Source organism: Salinispirillum marinum (assembly GCF_042650105.1).
Lineage (GTDB): Bacteria > Pseudomonadota > Gammaproteobacteria > Pseudomonadales > Natronospirillaceae > Salinispirillum > Salinispirillum marinum.
Window position 1 is genome coordinate 108966 of sequence record NZ_JBHSAL010000005.1, and the last position, 17377, is coordinate 126342.

General features: G+C 53.4%; 16 protein-coding genes. 8 read left to right on the forward strand and 8 right to left on the reverse strand.

The window, feature by feature from the left end:
* Nucleotides 1-65 precede the first annotated feature (65 nt).
* From dnaJ to ACFOSD_RS13960, 5 genes are all read right to left on the reverse strand, one after another.
* On the reverse strand, nucleotides 66-1190 hold the full coding sequence (gene dnaJ, locus ACFOSD_RS13940; protein WP_380697566.1) for a molecular chaperone DnaJ: 1125 nt from the start codon (nucleotides 1188-1190) through the stop codon (nucleotides 66-68).
* 190 nt (nucleotides 1191-1380) lie between these two features.
* Nucleotides 1381-3297, reverse strand: a complete 1917-nt coding sequence (gene dnaK / locus ACFOSD_RS13945) for a molecular chaperone DnaK (RefSeq protein ID WP_380697569.1) — start codon at nucleotides 3295-3297, stop codon at nucleotides 1381-1383.
* Between the two features lie 137 nt (nucleotides 3298-3434).
* Entirely contained in the window at nucleotides 3435-4073 is a 639-nt protein-coding gene (grpE, locus tag ACFOSD_RS13950; RefSeq protein ID WP_380697572.1) for a nucleotide exchange factor GrpE, read from the reverse strand.
* Between the two features lie 91 nt (nucleotides 4074-4164).
* Nucleotides 4165-5070 (reverse strand): ornithine carbamoyltransferase, encoded by a 906-nt coding sequence (argF, locus tag ACFOSD_RS13955; RefSeq protein ID WP_380697574.1) that lies wholly within the window; start codon nucleotides 5068-5070, stop codon nucleotides 4165-4167.
* A 136-nt stretch (nucleotides 5071-5206) separates the two neighbouring features.
* Nucleotides 5207-5908 (reverse strand): glutathione binding-like protein, encoded by a 702-nt coding sequence (locus tag ACFOSD_RS13960; RefSeq protein ID WP_380697576.1) that lies wholly within the window; start codon nucleotides 5906-5908, stop codon nucleotides 5207-5209.
* Between the two features lie 212 nt (nucleotides 5909-6120).
* Between ACFOSD_RS13960 and ACFOSD_RS13965 the strand changes: the two genes are divergently transcribed.
* The 7 genes from ACFOSD_RS13965 (at nucleotide 6121) to ACFOSD_RS13995 (ending at nucleotide 14134) form a co-directional block, all read left to right on the forward strand.
* Nucleotides 6121-7248 carry a M14 family metallopeptidase gene (locus ACFOSD_RS13965; protein WP_380697579.1) on the forward strand — a complete coding sequence of 376 codons (1128 nt, stop codon included), beginning with the start codon at nucleotides 6121-6123 and terminating at the stop codon, nucleotides 7246-7248.
* Nucleotides 7249-7415: 167 nt separating this feature from the next.
* On the forward strand, nucleotides 7416-8207 hold the full coding sequence (locus ACFOSD_RS13970; RefSeq protein ID WP_380697582.1) for an ABC transporter ATP-binding protein: 792 nt from the start codon (nucleotides 7416-7418) through the stop codon (nucleotides 8205-8207).
* A gap of 1 nt (nucleotide 8208) precedes the next feature.
* Nucleotides 8209-9213: a branched-chain amino acid ABC transporter permease gene (locus ACFOSD_RS13975; protein ID WP_380697584.1), complete on the forward strand. Its 1005-nt coding sequence runs from the start codon at nucleotides 8209-8211 to the stop codon at nucleotides 9211-9213.
* Entirely contained in the window at nucleotides 9210-10262 is a 1053-nt protein-coding gene (locus ACFOSD_RS13980; protein WP_380697587.1) for a branched-chain amino acid ABC transporter permease, read from the forward strand. Before ACFOSD_RS13975 ends, ACFOSD_RS13980 begins: the two co-directional genes overlap by 4 nt.
* A gap of 28 nt (nucleotides 10263-10290) precedes the next feature.
* Entirely contained in the window at nucleotides 10291-11487 is a 1197-nt protein-coding gene (locus ACFOSD_RS13985) for an ABC transporter substrate-binding protein (RefSeq protein WP_380697590.1), read from the forward strand.
* 6 nt (nucleotides 11488-11493) lie between these two features.
* Nucleotides 11494-12285: an ABC transporter ATP-binding protein gene (locus tag ACFOSD_RS13990; protein ID WP_380697594.1), complete on the forward strand. Its 792-nt coding sequence runs from the start codon at nucleotides 11494-11496 to the stop codon at nucleotides 12283-12285.
* A gap of 28 nt (nucleotides 12286-12313) precedes the next feature.
* Complete coding sequence (locus tag ACFOSD_RS13995) at nucleotides 12314-14134, forward strand: AMP-dependent synthetase/ligase (protein ID WP_380697596.1); 1821 nt, start codon at nucleotides 12314-12316, stop codon at nucleotides 14132-14134.
* On the opposite strand, the gene ACFOSD_RS14000 is transcribed toward ACFOSD_RS13995, so the two are convergent.
* A complete protein-coding gene (locus ACFOSD_RS14000) occupies nucleotides 14131-14682 on the reverse strand; it encodes a sugar O-acetyltransferase (protein WP_380697599.1) in 552 nt (183 codons plus the stop codon). The genes ACFOSD_RS13995 and ACFOSD_RS14000 overlap by 4 nt on opposite strands.
* A gap of 60 nt (nucleotides 14683-14742) precedes the next feature.
* On the opposite strand from ACFOSD_RS14000, the gene ACFOSD_RS14005 reads away from it, so the two are divergent.
* On the forward strand, nucleotides 14743-15603 hold the full coding sequence (locus ACFOSD_RS14005; protein WP_380697601.1) for a PA4780 family RIO1-like protein kinase: 861 nt from the start codon (nucleotides 14743-14745) through the stop codon (nucleotides 15601-15603).
* A gap of 63 nt (nucleotides 15604-15666) precedes the next feature.
* Here the strand turns inward: ACFOSD_RS14005 and ACFOSD_RS14010 are convergent, their stop codons facing one another.
* Complete coding sequence (locus tag ACFOSD_RS14010) at nucleotides 15667-16359, reverse strand: aspartate/glutamate racemase family protein (RefSeq protein ID WP_380697604.1); 693 nt, start codon at nucleotides 16357-16359, stop codon at nucleotides 15667-15669.
* Nucleotides 16360-16444: 85 nt separating this feature from the next.
* Nucleotides 16445-17374, reverse strand: coding sequence for a 23S rRNA pseudouridine(2604) synthase RluF (gene rluF, locus ACFOSD_RS14015; RefSeq protein WP_380697607.1), 930 nt, complete (start codon nucleotides 17372-17374; stop codon nucleotides 16445-16447).
* Nucleotides 17375-17377 lie beyond the last annotated feature (3 nt).

Genomic DNA, 17377 nt, shown 5'->3' on the forward strand with positions numbered 1-17377 from the left:
TCCCCACATGTAATTTATTCGCGCCTGCTTGTGTAGCGAGCGCCGCGCTCCTACGAACTATCTATCTACATGCCGTCGAAAAATTTCTTCACACCGTCAAACCAGGTGGTTTTTTTCGGTGAATGGTTGTGTTTCTTGCCTTCCAGAGACGCTTGAAACTCTCGCAGCAGATCTTTTTGTGCGCTCGAAAGCTTCACCGGCGTTTCGATGACCACGCGGCATAATAGGTCGCCACGCGGGCCGCCGCGCACAGACGTAACGCCTTTGCTGCGTAAGCGGAACAGCTTGCCGGTTTGCGTTTCTTCCGGCACTTTAAGTTTAACCTTGCCTTCCAGCGTCGGCACTTCCAGCTCGCCACCTAAAGCGGCGTCAGCAAAGGAAATGGGGACTTCGCAATACAGGTTGCTGCCGTCACGTTGAAAAATGGGGTGTTCACGTACCATCACCTGCACAAACAAGTCACCCGATGGGCCACCTTGCATGCCCGCTTCACCCTCACCGCTCAAGCGAATACGGTCACCGGTATCAACACCGGCAGGAATTTTCACGTTCAGGGTGCGCGTTTCTTCTTTTACACCACGGCCATGGCAGTCATGGCACGGGTCGGCAATCACGGTGCCGCGCCCGCCACATGCATGGCAGGTTTGTTGTACGGCAAAGAAGCCCTGTTGCATACGCACTGTGCCAGTACCTTGGCACACGGTACAGGTGGTGGGCTTGGTGCCAGGTTTTGCGCCGCTGCCGTCACAGGTATTACAACCCACCAACGTCGGCACACGGATTTTCTTTTCCACTCCGCGTACGGCTTCTTCCAAGCTCAGTTCAAGGTTATAGCGCAAGTCGGAACCGCGCCGCGAGGTCGAGCGACCACCACGGCCACCACCAAAAATATCGCCAAACACATCACCAAAAATGTCACTGAAGCTACCATGCGCTCCGGCATCAAAGCCACCAGCCCCCATACCTTCAAGGCCCGCATGACCGCGCTGGTCGTAGATGTGGCGTTTGTCTTCGTCGGCCAGAACTTCATAGGCCTCACTGGCCTCTTTGAATTTGGCGTCGGAATCCGGGTCGTCGGAGTTGCGGTCCGGGTGGTATTTCATCGCCAAACGGCGGTATGCCTTTTTGATTTCTTTGGCATCCGCTTTGCGATCGACACCCAGTACTTCGTAATAGTCTCGTTTTGACATCTTGGAATGTTCCAGCAAACAAAAGGATGGACTCGTAGGTCCATCCTTGATGATTAATGCGCATGTTCGGTCAGAGGGCTGGTCTCTTACGAGAACCCTTCGGCCAGGGGGCTGGCCTCCTACGACATTTGTTTCGGTAGGCGTGCGGCCCTCCGCGCGAAATTAGGCCAGAAGGCTGGCCTCTTACGTATTACTTGTCGTCTTTTACTTCTTCAAACTCGGCGTCTACTGCGTCGTCGGCGCCATTGTCCGTCGCGTCTGCATTGGCACCCGCTTCACCTTGTGCAGCGGCATCGGCATACATTTTCTGCGCCAGATTACCAGACGCATCGGTCAGCGCTTTGGTTTTGGCTTCAATTTCCGCCTTATCGTTGCCTTTCATAGCCACTTCCAAGTCAGAGATGGCGCTTTCAATGGCGCTTTTCTCTTCTTCGGTCGCTTTGTCGCCTGCGTCTTCTAAGGTTTTCCGAGTAGCGTGAATCATGGCATCGGCGGTGTTGCGCGCCTGTACCAGCTCTTCAAACTTGCGGTCTTCCTCGGCGTTCGCTTCGGCGTCTTTCACCATGGCTTCGATTTCATCATCGCTCAAGCCAGAAGAAGCTTTGATGACGATGGATTGTTCTTTGCCGGTGCCTTTATCTTTGGCCGACACATTCAAAATACCGTTGGCATCGATGTCGAAGGCGACTTCAATCTGCGGCACACCACGCGGTGCTGGCGGAATGTCAGCCAAGTCGAAACGACCCAGTGATTTGTTCTGCGCCGCTTGCTTACGCTCACCCTGTACCACGTGAATGGTCACGGCGGTTTGGTTGTTGTCAGCCGTTGAGAACACCTGTGTTTTCTTGGTCGGAATGGTGGTGTTCTTTTCGATCAACGCGGTCATTACGCCGCCCATGGTTTCGATACCCAGGGTTAATGGGGTTACGTCCAACAACAGTACGTCTTTCACATCGCCTGACAATACCGCACCCTGCAAAGCTGCACCCATGGCCACGGCTTCATCCGGGTTAACGTCTTTACGAGGTTCTTTGCCGAAGAAGTCTTTTACCTTCTGCTGCACCAGTGGCATACGTGATTGACCACCGACCAAAATCACTTCGTCAATATCACCCACATCCAAGTCAGCGTCTTTCAAGGCCATGCGGCAAGGCGCAATGGACCGTTCAACCAACTCTTCCACCAGCGCTTCCAACTTGGCACGCGTGACTTTAACGTTCAGGTGTTTTGGCCCTGAAGCGTCAGCGGTGATGTAGGGCAAGTTCACGTCGGTCTGCTGCGCGGACGACAATTCAACTTTGGCTTTTTCAGCCGCTTCTTTTAAGCGCTGCATGGCCAACGAGTCGCCTTTCAGGTCGATGCCACTGTCTTTCTTGAACTGGTCGGCCAAGTAGTTGATCAGGTGCATGTCGAAGTCTTCACCACCCAAGAAGGTGTCACCGTTGGTGGACAACACTTCAAACTGGGTTTCGCCATCAACATCAGCGATTTCAATGATGGAAATATCGAACGTACCACCGCCCAAGTCATACACAGCAATGGTGCGGTCGCCGGATTTCTTATCCAAACCATAGGCCAGCGCTGCCGCCGTAGGTTCGTTGATGATCCGTTTTACATCCAAACCGGCAATACGGCCAGCATCTTTCGTGGCTTGACGCTGGCTGTCGTTGAAGTACGCAGGCACGGTGATAACCGCTTCGGTGACTTTTTCACCCAAGAAGTCTTCGGCGGTTTTCTTCATTTTCTTTAGCACTTCGGCAGAAATCTGTGGCGGCGCTTTTTTGTCGCCTTTCACTTCAACCCAAGCATCGCCGTTGTCGGCTTTAACGATTTTGTACGGCACCATTTTGATGTCTTTTTGCACGACATCGTCTTCAAAGCGGCGGCCAATCAGACGCTTCACGGCATACAACGTGTTCTGCGGATTGGTCACGGCTTGGCGTTTCGCGGGTTGACCGACCAACACTTCATCATCGTCGGCGTAGGCCACAATGGATGGGGTAGTGCGATCGCCTTCAGCGTTTTCAATTACGCGTGTTTTGTCACCGTCGAGGATAGCCACACATGAATTGGTGGTTCCCAAGTCGATGCCGATAATTTTACCCATGATGTTTACTCCTCAGTAATTCGGTTTATCTTGCTATAGCCGGTATATGGGTCCCGGCGCAGTTTTTTCAAGTCGCTTGACGTCAAGTGATGAATTTTGACGCCATGGTTGCGAATGCAGTCGTTAAAGGATTGTTCTTATGCGGTTTCATCAATGTGTGTACTGGTCGGCCCACCGCTGGACACCATCACCATGGCCGGACGCACTAACCGACCATGCAAGCTGTACCCTTTTTGCACCACAGCAATAACGGTATTGGCAGGTACATCAGGGTTTGGCACCATGGACATAGCTTGATGCAGTTGTGGGTCGAAGGTTTCACCCACTGGGTTGAGCGCAACCACAGCGGCTTTGACCAAGGTATCGGAGAACGACTTATGGGTTAGCTCAACGCCTTCCAGTACCGCCTTGGCCGCACCCGTCTCTTCGCCAGTGGAAGCCTCCAGCGCACGCTCGAGATTGTCGAGCACGGGCAACAGTTCTTTGATGAGTTTTTCCTGGCTGAATTTGTGCGCGGCTTCCACATCTTTTTCGGCCCGACGGCGGATGTTCTGCATCTCCGCTTCACTTCGAATGACCGCATCTTTCAACTTGGCAATTTCTTCCTGACTTGCCGCCAGCTGGGCGACCAGCTCTTCTAGGCTGACGTCTTCACCGTGCGCAGGGACATCGGCATCCGACGGCGTCGAATCGACGGTGCTTGCGTCTACCTCGATGTCAGAGGTCGTTGCTTCATTTTCAGTTTCTGGCTGTGCTTTTTGCTCTTCTGCCGACATTGATGCGTCTCCCTAGGGCCAAAGAATTAGAATGGCCCTTATATGAGGGAGATTTTTTTTGTTTCAAGGGGGGATTGCCTACCCGGTACTATTAATGTGCCAGCAAAAATTCCAGCAGCGCTTTTTGCGCGTGCAGCCGGTTGCCCGCTTCTTCCCACACCACAGAACGCGGGTCATCCAGCATGTCATGGCTAACTTCTTCGCCCCGGTGCGCGGGCAAACAATGCATAAACAGGGCGTCCGGGTGGGCAAGATCCATGAGCGCGGGGCTGATTTGATAGTCAGCAAATTTATTCATGCGCTCGGCCGCTTCATCTTCCTGGCCCATGGAGGCCCACACATCGGTAACGACCAAATGTGAGTTTTCCACCGCCGCTTTCGGGTCTCGCAAGACATTCACTCGATCAGCATTGGCTTGTACCAAGTCGGCATTCGGTTCAAAGCCTTCGGGGCAGGCGATGTTCAGGGTAAAGTCCCATTGCCGGGCAGCATTAATATAGCTGTGGCACATATTGTTGCCATCCCCCACCCAGGTCACGGTTTTACCTTGAATGGAGCCGCGCACTTCGTGATAGGCCTGCATGTCGGCCAGCAACTGGCAGGGGTGATAATCGTCGGTTAGGGCGTTGATGACGGGCACGGTGGCGTACTCGGCAAACAATTCCACTTTGTCATGTTCGAAGGTTCGGATCATCACGGCATCGACCATTTGTGACAACACGCGTGCGGAATCTTCGATCGGCTCGCCACGGCCAAGCTGGGTATCGCGCGGCGACAAGAAGATGGAACTACCGCCCAATTGGGACATCCCTGCTTCAAACGACACCCGCGTACGGGTGGACGACTTTTCAAAAATCATTGCCAATACACGATTTTTCAACGGTTCGTGAATATCACCACGTTTTTGCATGGCCTTCAGCTCTATGGCTCGGTCAATCAGTTGCCGAAGCTCAGACGGCGAAAGGTCCAACAGCGTCAAAAAGTGTCTTGCGGCCATGGTGTCGTGCTCTCTTATTTCTCGAACTGAAATAAAAAAGACCCCAGCAAGCGGGGCCTTTTGTGTATTTATTGAGCGGCAATGGTAACGGTGTTCGCCAATGCACGCAATGGTTAGGGCAGCTCGCCCGTAATTTCTAGGAACCGATCAACCCGACTTGCCGACCGCGCTGCGTGGCTGGCCGTACTTCACAGCGCTCGAGCCATGCTTTTACGTGCCCAAAGGTATCAAACTCGACGGCTTCCAGACCGTCATAGAAACTCAAACAAGCAACCCATGGGAAGGTGGCTACATCGGCAATCGTGTATTCCTCACCGGCCAGCCAGGACGTGGTCGCCAAGCGGTCATCCAGCACCTTCAACAGCCGTTTCGCTTCGTTGGTAAAGCGCGTAACAGCGTATTCATCGCTGGTTTTACCCTTGGCGAATTTATAGAAATGACCGAACTGCCCGAACATGGGTCCGATATGGGCAACCTGCATAAACAGCCACTGCTTTACCACCCATGCCTGGCGCGGGTCAGCGGGCATCAACTTTCCGGATTTTTCCGCCAGATATAACAGAATCGCACCTGTTTCCATCAAGGTAATGGGCTCACCCGCTGGGCCGTTAGGGTCCAATATCGTGGGTATCTTACCGTTCGGGCTCAGTTTTAAGTAATCCGGGTCAAACTGGGTGTTTTCCAAAATGTTAACCAAATGGGCCTCGTAGGGAATGCCCATTTCCTCCAGAGCAATAGACACTTTCAAGCCATTCGGCGTCGCCATGGTGTAGAGTTGCAGGCGATCAGGATGCTGTACGGGCCACAATTCAGTATTCGGAAACCAAGGGGTGGTCATATCGTTTTCTCTTTATAAAGGTTAAGTGCGTTTACGTTAGATGGGTTGAACGGATCTGTTTTCAAGTCTGAGTTTAAATTCTCTCCCAGTGAGGTCGGATGTATAGCGAGCGATACATTGACTGCTTGTTCAGAAAATCCAGTGCATAGCGACGACCTTACTTCCTCTATATAGTGATCCGCACGACATGAACCTGCGGAGAAATCAAACCTATGATTAAGATCACCAGCCAGTTTGACAGTGGCAATATTGACGTTATTGCTGCCGATGACCCAACCAACATCCGGTTGACCATTCGCAAAGACAACAACTCCGATTTCTATCAATGGTTCCATTTCCGCTTGGTCAGCACAGAAGATGTTGAACACGTTTTACGCTTGGAAAATTGCGGCGAATCAGCCTACCCTCTGGGCTGGAAGAATTATCAGGCCGTAGCTTCGTACGATCGTGAAACTTGGTTCCGCGTTGATACGCATTTTGACGGCAAGGTGCTGGAGATTCGCCATCAACCGGAATTCCGCTCCATGTACTTTGCCTATTTCGCACCCTACAGCTACGAACGGCATCAAGATTTACTGCACGAAGCCCAGATGTCTGATCTCGTTGAACTGGTGGATTTGGGCGCAACCTTGGACGGTCGCGACATGTCCCTGTTGGTGGTTGGCGAACCTGAACCCAACAAAAAGAACATCTGGATTACCGCCCGCCAGCATCCTGGCGAAAGCATGGCGGAATGGTTTGTTGAAGGCCTGCTTGAACGCTTGCTGGACGAAGACGATGCGGTCGCCAAAACGCTCCTGCAACACGCCGTGTTCTATATTGTGCCGAACATGAACCCCGATGGCAGCGTGCGCGGCCATTTGCGCACCAATGCCGCCGGCGCAAACCTGAACCGCGAATGGCAAAACCCCACAATGGCACGTAGCCCGGAAGTGTTTTTGGTCCGGCAAAAAATGCTGGACGTGGGTGTGGATATGTTTCTGGATATCCATGGGGATGAGAACATTCCGTACAATTTTGTCGCTGGCAGTGAAGGTGTTCCGTCGTTTAATGAGCGTATTCGTGGCCTGCAGGAGCACTTCAAAGCCGCGTGGCTGCAAGCCTCGCCAGACTTTCAAACCACCCATGGTTACCCCATAGATGCGCCGGGTAAAGCCAACATGACACTGGGTACAACCTGGGTCGGTGATCAATTTAACTGTTTGGCCTACACCGTTGAGATGCCGTTCAAAGACAACGACAACCTGCCTGATCCGGTATTTGGCTGGTCAGACGTACGCTCCAGTCAGTTTGGTCGCGATGTGCTTACCGCTGTATTAGCCGTAGTGAAAGATATCTAGCGAATGATCCGGGGGCTTTAAGGCCCCTTTTGTTATTTGGTTCACATTGTCCTATTCTGCTGATAGACAGCCCCGCCGCTTTGCATTAGCTTAGCTGGTCAAGCCTGTATAAAAACAATAAAACCGTTCGACGTACGTTGGGTGATAGCAAAATAAGGACAGTAAATATGCTGACGGTGAGGGCGGCCAGCTTGGCCTTCGGTGGAATTCAAGCCTTGAACGATGTGTCGTTCATCGCTCGTGCCGGTGAAATTACCGCCATCATTGGGCCCAATGGCGCGGGCAAAACCAGCCTGTTCAACATTATTTCTGGTTTTTATCGTCCGCAACGCGGCCAAATTCTTATCGGCGACCAGGATATTACCGGCTTGCGCCCTGATAAGCGCGCTCAATGGGGCCTGGCTCGTACCTTCCAAAATCTCGCTTTATTCCGCGGCATGTCGGTGCTTGATAACATCAAACTCGGTGGACACATTCACCTGTCGTCTGGCTTTTGGTCGTCGGGCTGGTTTTATGGCCGGGCGCAACGTGAAGAAGCCGAGCTACGCGCTGTGCTAGAGCGCGATGTCATCGATTTCCTCGAACTGGACCATATCCGCAACGCGCCTGTGGCGGCCTTGCCCTATGGGTTACAAAAACGCGTCGAATTGGGCCGGGCACTGGCCATGCGGCCACAGATATTGATGCTGGATGAACCCGTCGCGGGCATGAACCGGGAAGAAACCGAAGACATGGCCCGGTTCATTCTCGATATTCAAGAGCGCTGGGGGACCACCATATTGCTGGTTGAACATGACATGGGCATGGTCATGGACCTCTCAAATCAGGTGGTCGTACTCAATTTTGGGCGCCAAATAGCCTTGGGAACACCTCAAGAAGTGCAGCAGCATCCCGAAGTGATTGCCGCTTATTTAGGCACTGAAGCCGCAGCATTACACGATCATTCTCAGGGCGGGTGACATGGGGCAGTTCATTCAATATCTCATCAATGGCTTGGTCTCCGGCGGTATTTTAGCGTTGATTGCGGTCGGCATCGTGGCCATCTTTAAGGCCACCAAGGTCGTGAATTTTGCTCATGGGCATTTAATCATGTTCGGCGCCTACTTCTATTTCACCTTTGCAGTGATTTTGCCGGAAGCCGCCTTTATGCCCGCTTGGGTGCGCAGTTGGGAACCGCAGTGGTTACTGGACTATCGCGGTGAGGCTATGATGTTTTCACCCCAAGCTGCGATCGCCACCTGGATCAGTAATCTGCCGCGTATCGTTCTAGGGTTGGTCGGCGCTATGGCCGCCAATGCAGTGCTCGCGTTAGCGATTGAGCGCTGGGTAATGCGGCCGTTGTTAGGCCAGTCTACCTTTGCGATGATTCTGGCCACCGTCGGGTTAATTTGGGTGTTGGATGGCTCAGCCGGACTCATTTGGACGGCAGAAGCCGAGCAAGTGCCTGCGCTCGGGCCGAATTTCCCCATCCGTTTTGAGCTGTTCGGCGAGCGTTTGTTCTTTTTCAGTGCGTCGCTGTTTAACCTGTTGATTGCCCTGTTGTTGTTTGCCGTTTTAATGCTGGTTCTGCGCTACAGCCGTTACGGCGTGGCCATTCGGGCAACGGCGGAAGACCAAAGCACTGCCTATGCCATGGGCATAAACGTACCCAAAGTGTTCTCGGCGGCCTGGTTAATTGCGTCAATGACCGGGGCCGTTGCCGGTGCCATTTTGGCTTCACGCACCGGGCTTTCGCCCGCCATCGGCCTGTTCGGGTTGTCGGTATTGGCCGTGGTATTGATGGGTGGTTTGGATTCGTTCGCCGGTGTACTCATCGCCGCTTTCTTAATAGGCATATTGGAAGCCATGACGCAATGGCAGCTGGGTGGTGACTACGCTGAAATTGTGCCTTATGTGGCCGTGTTGCTGGTTATTCTGGTGCGACCGCACGGTTTTCTCGGGCAGAAGGAGATTGAACGGATATGATCACCGGTCACTTTAAAACACGCTACGCGGCCGACGAGGGTATCTGGTCGACCTGGCCTAAAAAACTGAGCTTAGTGCTCTGCTTGTTGGCTCTGTTCGTCCTGCCCTTTTTCGCCAACAACTATGTTCTATTGCTGGCGTCGCAAATCGCTATCTTTATTATTGCCGTGGTTGGACTGAATGTCCTGGTCGGCTACACCGGCCTTATGTCCCTTGGGCATGGCGCTTTTTTCGCCATTGGTGCTTATACCGCCGTGGCGGTGCACGGGGTTTGGCCGAACGCCATGCCCTTGATCACTCTAGCCATTGCCACCACCGTTGCGGCGTTTTTTGGTGTCCTGTTCGGCCTACCTTCTTTGCGGGTTAAAGGACTGTATTTAGCCGTCGCCACACTGTCGGCCAATTTCATTGTGTTGTTTTTGATCAAGCGTGAATGGATGGCACCCTGGACCGGCGGCGTATCCGGGATTGAAACCCCCAATCCCATGTTGTTCGGCATCGAATTAGCGACCCAACGCGACAAGTACTTTTTCATCATCCCGGTCATGGTGATCTTCGTGCTGTTTGCGCAAAACCTGTTTCGCACCCGTTTTGGCCGCGCCTTAATTGCTATCCGCGACAAAGACTATTCGGCGGAAATCATGGGCATCTCCCTGTTTAGCTACAAACTGAAAAGTTTTGCGATTTCCGCAGCCTATTGTGGCGCAGCCGGGTGCTTATGGGCGTATTTTTTTCCCGCTATTCTGCCGGAAGACTTTGGCTTGAGCATGTCCATAACACTCGTGGTGTGCCTCGTGGCCGGTGGAATGGGACGGACCTTAGGCCCTATTTTTGGCACGATGTTGATCATTCTCGTGCCGGAACTGTTAAAAGTACTGGCTACATTGATCACCCAGGGTGATGCCAATGCGCAACGCTATTTTAGCCCACTGCGCGACATTGTTTTTGGCCTAATGATCATCGGATTTCTGATTTTTGAACCCATGGGGCTGGTGTCCGTATGGGATCGCTTCTGGCGTGTGGTAGGGCGCTGGCCTTTCGCCAAATAATGACAACGATAAGCACGAGGACTACAGCATGACCATAACACGACGCTCACTGATCAAATCCAGTGCGATGCTTGCCGGTGCCACCATGGTGCCTAGCATTCTCAGCGCTCAAACCCGGGAATGGCGCGTCGCGGCTTCCTTGCCCATGACGGGGCCGTTCGCCACCGCAGGCCAATTGGTCGCGCCATCTTTCGCTGAGTTTGAAGCCATCGTCAATGACAATGGCGGCATTGGCGGCCGCCCGATTCGGGTGGAAATAGAAGACTCCGGTTATGTCCCTCGTAACGCACTGGCAAATTTTCAGCGTGCCCAAGCCGCCGGTGAATTGCATTTCTATTTTGGCGACTCCACCGGGTTTATGGAGTTGGTTGGTCCTACCTTACAAGGCGCCAGTGCCGTGATGATGGGTTCTACGTCTTTCGCATCCTCTTTAGCGAATCGAGCCCACCGGCCTTTTCAGTTCATGGCGGGTCCCACGTACGAAGATCAGTTTGAGATCTTACTCAAAGATATTGCGGCCAAAGGCGGCAAAACCGTGGCCTTCGTTTATTCCGACACCGAATTTGGCCGCGACCCACTCGCGCATGGCCGCCAAGTGGCCGAAGAATTGGGCATTCAGGTGGTGCTTGAAGAAGTCACCCGCGCGGAAGGCGCCGATATAGAAAGCCACGTTACCCGCTTGGCGCAGGTGAACCCTGAATACGCCATTTTGCAGGGCTATGTGACCGGCGTCTGGCCGCAACTGATTGGTGGTGCTCGCGCCTTCGGCTTAACCACCCAGTTCATGGGCACGTTCTGGGGGATGGAAAAGATTATTGCCGACCGGGTAACCGAGCAAGCAGGTCCGTTTCTGGACGGCTATCAAGGCGTTATGCCCTATCGCTATTTCTATGATCAAGCGGATGCACCGTTTTACCGCGCTATGGCGGATTTCAAACGCAGCCGCAACCCGGCGTTCCCCGGTTATGTATCGACCTGGGAACTGGAAGCGCGGTTGAGTTTGGAACTTTGGAAGGAAAGTATGGAACGGGTGATCAACGCCGACCAGCAAGTCACCCCCGACAACCTCATGGCGGCGTTAAATGGTATTCAAGACTGGGACAGCGGCGGTTTCTTCGGCAACCCGGCCAGTGTGGTCAATAACAAAATCGGTCAAGGCCGGGTGTATCGTTACGATGCCAGCAGTAAATTGTTCAATCCCGTCTCCGACTGGATACAGGTGTAACCGGCCATGCTGCGTGTAGAAAACCTGGAGGTAACCTACCATAACGCCATTCAGGTGTTGCGGGGGTTAACCTTACAGGTCGATCAGGGTGATATCATCGCCCTGCTGGGTGCTAATGGGGCAGGAAAGTCGACTTTGTTGAAGGCTATTTCCGGCTTGCTGCCGTTGGAAAAAGGCCTGATTGACGAAGGCCGTGTGCGCTTTAATGAACGTATCATTAACCGGGTGCAACCACATGAATTGGCCCGCGCCGGTTTACTCCATGTGCGCGAAGGACGACGGATTTTTGCCGAAATGACGGTGGAGGATAATCTGATCGCCGCCAGCTATGCCTTAAGCGGGCGAGAGACAAAAGCGGACTATAACATGGTCTACAATTTCTTCCCCCGCCTGCGGGAGCGAGCGAAACAAACCGCAGGCTTGTTGTCGGGAGGCGAACAACAAATGCTGGCGATCGGTCGGGCGCTGATCGGCCAGCCCAGCTTAATGCTCCTCGATGAGCCTTCTTTGGGATTGGCGCCGCAAGTGGTGGCCGAGATATTTGACATCATTCAACGCATCAATCGGGAGCAAGGGGTCAGTATTTTATTGGTGGAACAAAACGCCAATGCCGCGTTCAACATAGCCGACCGCGCGTACATTTTAGAACATGGTCGTGTGGTGCTGGAGGGCGCCGTCGCCGACTTGCGGGAAAATGACGACATCAAAACCTTCTATCTCGGCATGGGCGGCCATAATGAAACCCAGTCCTACCGGACGATCAAACACTACAAACGGCGTAAACGCTGGTTAAATTAGGCGGCAAATTCGCAGGAGTTCTTACACCATGGCCACGCCTTCGTTGCAGTCATCGGGCTACATCAGCATTACCCAACTGTTGCAGCAACATGCGGAGCAGTTTCCCAACGACATCGCCATGCGACAGAAACGGCTGGGCATTTGGCAAGAAACGACCTGGCATGAATACCGCGCCAAAACCTACGCCATAGCAGCCGGTTTGATTGAACTGGGTGTCCAACAGGGTGAGCATGTCGGTATCCTCGCCGAGAACCGGCAAGAATGGATTGTCTCTCAATTGGGGATCAACAGTGCAGGCGCCGTCGCGTGCGGACTATACCCCACCAGCCCAGCCAATGAAGTAGAGCATTTGCTGCACAGCGCCGACTGCACGCTGGTATTTTGTGAAGACCAAGAACAGGTCGATAAAATTTTGACCATTCGTGATCGACTACCTCTGTTGAAAACCATCGTGGTGATCGACCCTAAAGGCCTCGCCAACTATGACGCTGAACTCTGGATGAGTTTGGATGACATCATTCAACGGGGTCAGCACGCCTTAAGCGACCAAGGCGAAGACGCCGTACAACAACGTTTGGCACAACAAACACCCGATGACACCGCCTTAATTGTGTTCACCTCCGGCTCTACCGGGCAACCGAAGGCAGCCATGATTTCCTACCGTAACCTGTGGGCAGAGATGGTGGTGCTGAGTACCGCGATCAGCGCACAGCCGGGCCAGAATGTGCTGTCTTATTTGCCGCTGTGCCACATTGCCGAACAGGCATTCTCTACTCTCAATGCCATGGCGCAGCGCATGGTGGTCAACTTTGGCGAAAGTCTGCGTACCATTCGTACCGACCTGCAAGAAATTTCCCCTGATTTGTTTTTTGGCGTGCCACGCATCTGGGAGAAAATGCAATCGGAGGTTCTGGTCCTCGCCGGGCGCAGCGGTAAATTGCAGGGCTGGTTAATTCAGCAGGCGCTGCGGGGCGCTCAACGCCGTGGTCAACGACCGCGCGCGCAGTGGTCATGGCAGGACCGACTGCAACACCGGTTTTGGTATGCCCTGATTTATCACCACATATTGAGCTATTTGGGCCTTGCTCGCTGCCACATCGCGTTCACGGCAGCCGCCCCTATTTCACCCGATTTGCTGGCCTTTTTCCGCGGCATGGGGCTGCCCTTTGCGGAAATTTGGGGCATGACCGAAACCACCGGAGCCGCCACCATGCAGCCGCTGGACTTGAACTGTACCGGGCGCGTTGGTTTGCCTTTGCCCGGCGTTTCACTTTCCATTGCCGATGATGGGGAGTTGCTGATTCAAGGCGACATCGTCTTCAAAGGCTATTACCGCAACGCTGACGCCACCGCAGAAACGCTCGCAGGCGGCTGGTTGCATACCGGAGATATTGCCGAGCAACACGCCGATGGCTCTGCCACCATCATTGATCGCAAAAAAGACATTATGATCACTGCCGGGGGTAAAAACCTGTCGCCCAGTATGATTGAAAACGAAGTGAAGGCGAGCGCCTACATAAAAGAATGCATCGTGCTTGCGGACCAACAAAAGTACGTCACCGCACTTATTCAAATAAACCACGACACCGTAGCGCACTGGGCTGAACGACAGGACATTGCCTTTACCACCTTTCGTTCGTTGGCCGAAAACGCAGCTGTTAAGGCTCTGATCCAAAGCGAAGTTGACCGCGCCAATCAACGTTTGGCGCCTGTGGAGCAAATCAAAAAATTCACGCTGTTAAACAAAGAGCTGGATCACGATGACGGTGAGGTCACCGCCACTATGAAGGTTAAACGAAAGATGGTGGCAACCCGTTTTGCGGCAGAAATTGCGGCCATGAACGGCTAAAGCGCGCGCACCACGCAACAAGGATTGCCCGCCGCAAACACATCGGCGGGAATATCCCGCGTGACCACACTCCCCGCCCCAATCACCGCTCGGTCGCCGATGGTGACGCCAGGGCAAATGATGGCGCCACCACCAATCCACACGTCGTCTCCAATGGTTACCGGGCGCGAAAATTCCATCATGGTGCTGCGCTCTGCAGCGTTCATGGGGTGCATAGGGGTATAAATCTGTACCGCTGGACCCATCATGGTGCGCGCACCGATGGTCACCGCGGCGGTATCCAATACCACGCAATTGAAGTTAAAGAAGACATCTTTCCCTAAATGGATATGGGTTCCGTAGTCGCACTGAAACGGCGGTTCAATATTAGCGGTGCGCCCGCCTGCGCCGAGCAGGTCTTGCAACAAGCGCTTGCGCTCCAATCGCTCAAACGACTGTGTGTTATTGAACTGTCGGCAAAGGTCGCGGGCGCGGTGGCGCGCTTTCGATAATTCGGGGTCGGCCGGGTTATACAGTTCACCCGCGAGCATCTTCTCTTGTTCAGTCATCGTTTAAATCCTCTATTTACGGTATTCTCTCCGCTAACTACTCTGCACTTCAAGGACCGCATGAAAATCCCAGCTCGACTGCAACCCCTCGTCAGCGATGGCGTAATCGATGAAGTGCTGTACCCCTTAATGAGTGGCAAAGAAGCGGCCGTATTTGTAGTGCGCTGCGGTGACGATGTTCGGTGCGCGAAAGTCTATAAGGACGCTCAGCAACGCAGCTTTAAAAAAGCCGTTACTTACCGCGAAGGCCGTAAAGACCGCAGCAGTCGGCGCGCCCGGGCGATGGAAAAAGGCTCCAAGTTTGGTCGCCAACAGCAAGAAGCCAGTTGGCAAAATGCCGAAGTCGACGCGCTGTATAAACTGGCCGCTGCCGGGGTCCGTGTGCCGGAACCCTACGGTTGCGTCGATGGTGTACTGTTGATGGAGCTGGTCACCGACGACGAAGGTAATGTGGCCCCGCGCCTGGGGGAAGTCATCCTCACGCCGGAGCAAGCGTTAGAAGACCACGCCTTGATGATGCACTATGTCATGCGGATGCTGTGTGCCGGTTTGGTTCATGGCGACCTGTCCGAATTCAACGTCCTGCTCGATGCTTACGGCCCAGTAATCATCGACTTGCCACAAGCCGTTGACGCGGCCGCCAACAACCATGCCGAGTCGATGTTACAGCGTGACATCAACAACATGACGGCCTACTACGGTCAGTTCGCGCCAGAACTCCTCGATACTCGATATGCCCAGGAAATGTGGTCGCTGTACGAAGCCGGTGAATTGCATCCCGATTATGCGCTGACCGGCGAACACCCGGACGATGAGCACGAAACGGATGTGGATGGTGTTCTGAGTGAAATTAAAGCCATCCTGGCAGAAGAACAAGAACGCCGCGAACGCTTAAAAGAAGCGGAGTCGGATGAGGATTGATTGCTCGTCCGTAGCCGATCAATCATCGCCCGACAGCCGTTCAATCCTAAGCACACAAACGCCTCAAGACAAAGCCCATGTTACCGCAGCGTTGGCGTGCAAGGCTGTGGTGTCGTACAGCGGGATATCGGTATCGTCAGAACCGACCAGCATGGCAATCTCGGTGCACCCCAGAATAATGGCTTGGGCACCATCTTCATACAGTTCGTCCATAACGGTCAGGTAACGGGTGCGGGATTCAGGCAGCACTTTACCCCGGCATAACTCGTCATAAATAATACGATGCACGTCGGCGCGGTCGTTGGGGTTGGGTACGCGCACGGTTAAACCGAAGCGCTTCTCTAAACGGTCTTTGTAAAATGCCTGCTCCATGGTAAAGGCGGTACCCAACAGGCCGACTTGTTTTATGCCATCACGCTGCAAGGCTTCACCCGTGGCATCCGCAATATGCAATAACGGAATCGTGATTGCGGCTTGAATATCATCCGCGACCTTGTGCATGGTGTTGGTACAGATCAGTAAACCTTCGGCACCGGCGCGCTCCACCGACTGCGCCGCAGCCGCCAAAATGACGGCCGTTTCCGCCCAATTACCTTGATGCTGTAATCGTTCTATCTCGGCAAAATCAACACTGTATAGGACCAATTTCGCCGAATGCAGCCCACCCAACGTTTGCTTCACGCCTTCATTAAGTGCCCGGTAATAATGCTGGGTCGACTCCCAACTCATCCCGCCCAGTAAACCTAAGGTTTTCATGCCCTTGCCCCGTTTCATTCATAGGATATGCCAGAAAGTAGCATGCAGTAGGCTAGCAGCATCAGCAAGTATGAATTTCGCAGCCTCAACGTGCACGGGCGGGTTTGCCGCTACCTCGCCGAGTTTTGCCGGCATTTGGCCGCCCCCGACCTCTCGGTCTGGAAGGAGTGCGAGCACGCCCCGATGACGAACCCTTCTTATTTCCAGACGATGCACCTTGACGAAAGTCGGTCGCACCGTTGATGGACTTGGTAGACTTCGGTTTTGCCCGACCTGCATTGGGCTTGTTTGGGGCCGTTGAGGACTGCGCGGTTAACTCCAGCAAGGTAGTGACTTCCTTTGGGGTCAGATCACGCCAATCCCCTACTTCAATGCCCTTGACCGATACATTCATGATGCGCGTGCGCTCCAAGCGCTCCACGCTGTAACCGAAGTGCTCGCACATGCGGCGAATTTGACGGTTCAAGCCCTGTACTAGGATGATATTAAAGCTGTGCACCCCGGATTTGCGCACCTTACATTTCTTGGTGACTTCCCCCAAGATAGGCACGCCATTTGCCATACCTGTAATAAACTCATCGGTAACGGGTTTGTTCACCGTTACTTCATATTCTTTTTCATGTTGGTTATTGGCGCGTAGGATTTTATTCACCAAATCGCCGTTATTGGTGAGAAAAATCAACCCTTGTGAGTCCTTGTCCAAGCGCCCAATGGGGAAAATACGCGCACTGTGTTGCACGAAATCCACAATATTGTCTTTCTCGGCGGCTTCGGTGGTGCTCACTATGCCGACCGGTTTGTTCAGCGCAATGATAATGAGGTCTTCCGCTTCATAAGGCTCAATACGCTGACCATTAACCTTCACCACGTTGCCGGGAAATACTTGATCACCCGTGGTTGCCCGTTTTCCATCAATAAACACATTGCCCTGCTCGACAAAGCGGTCAGCGTCGCGGCGCGAACACAAACCACTTTCACTGATGTACTTGTTGATGCGTATCGAAGTCTTCAACACCCG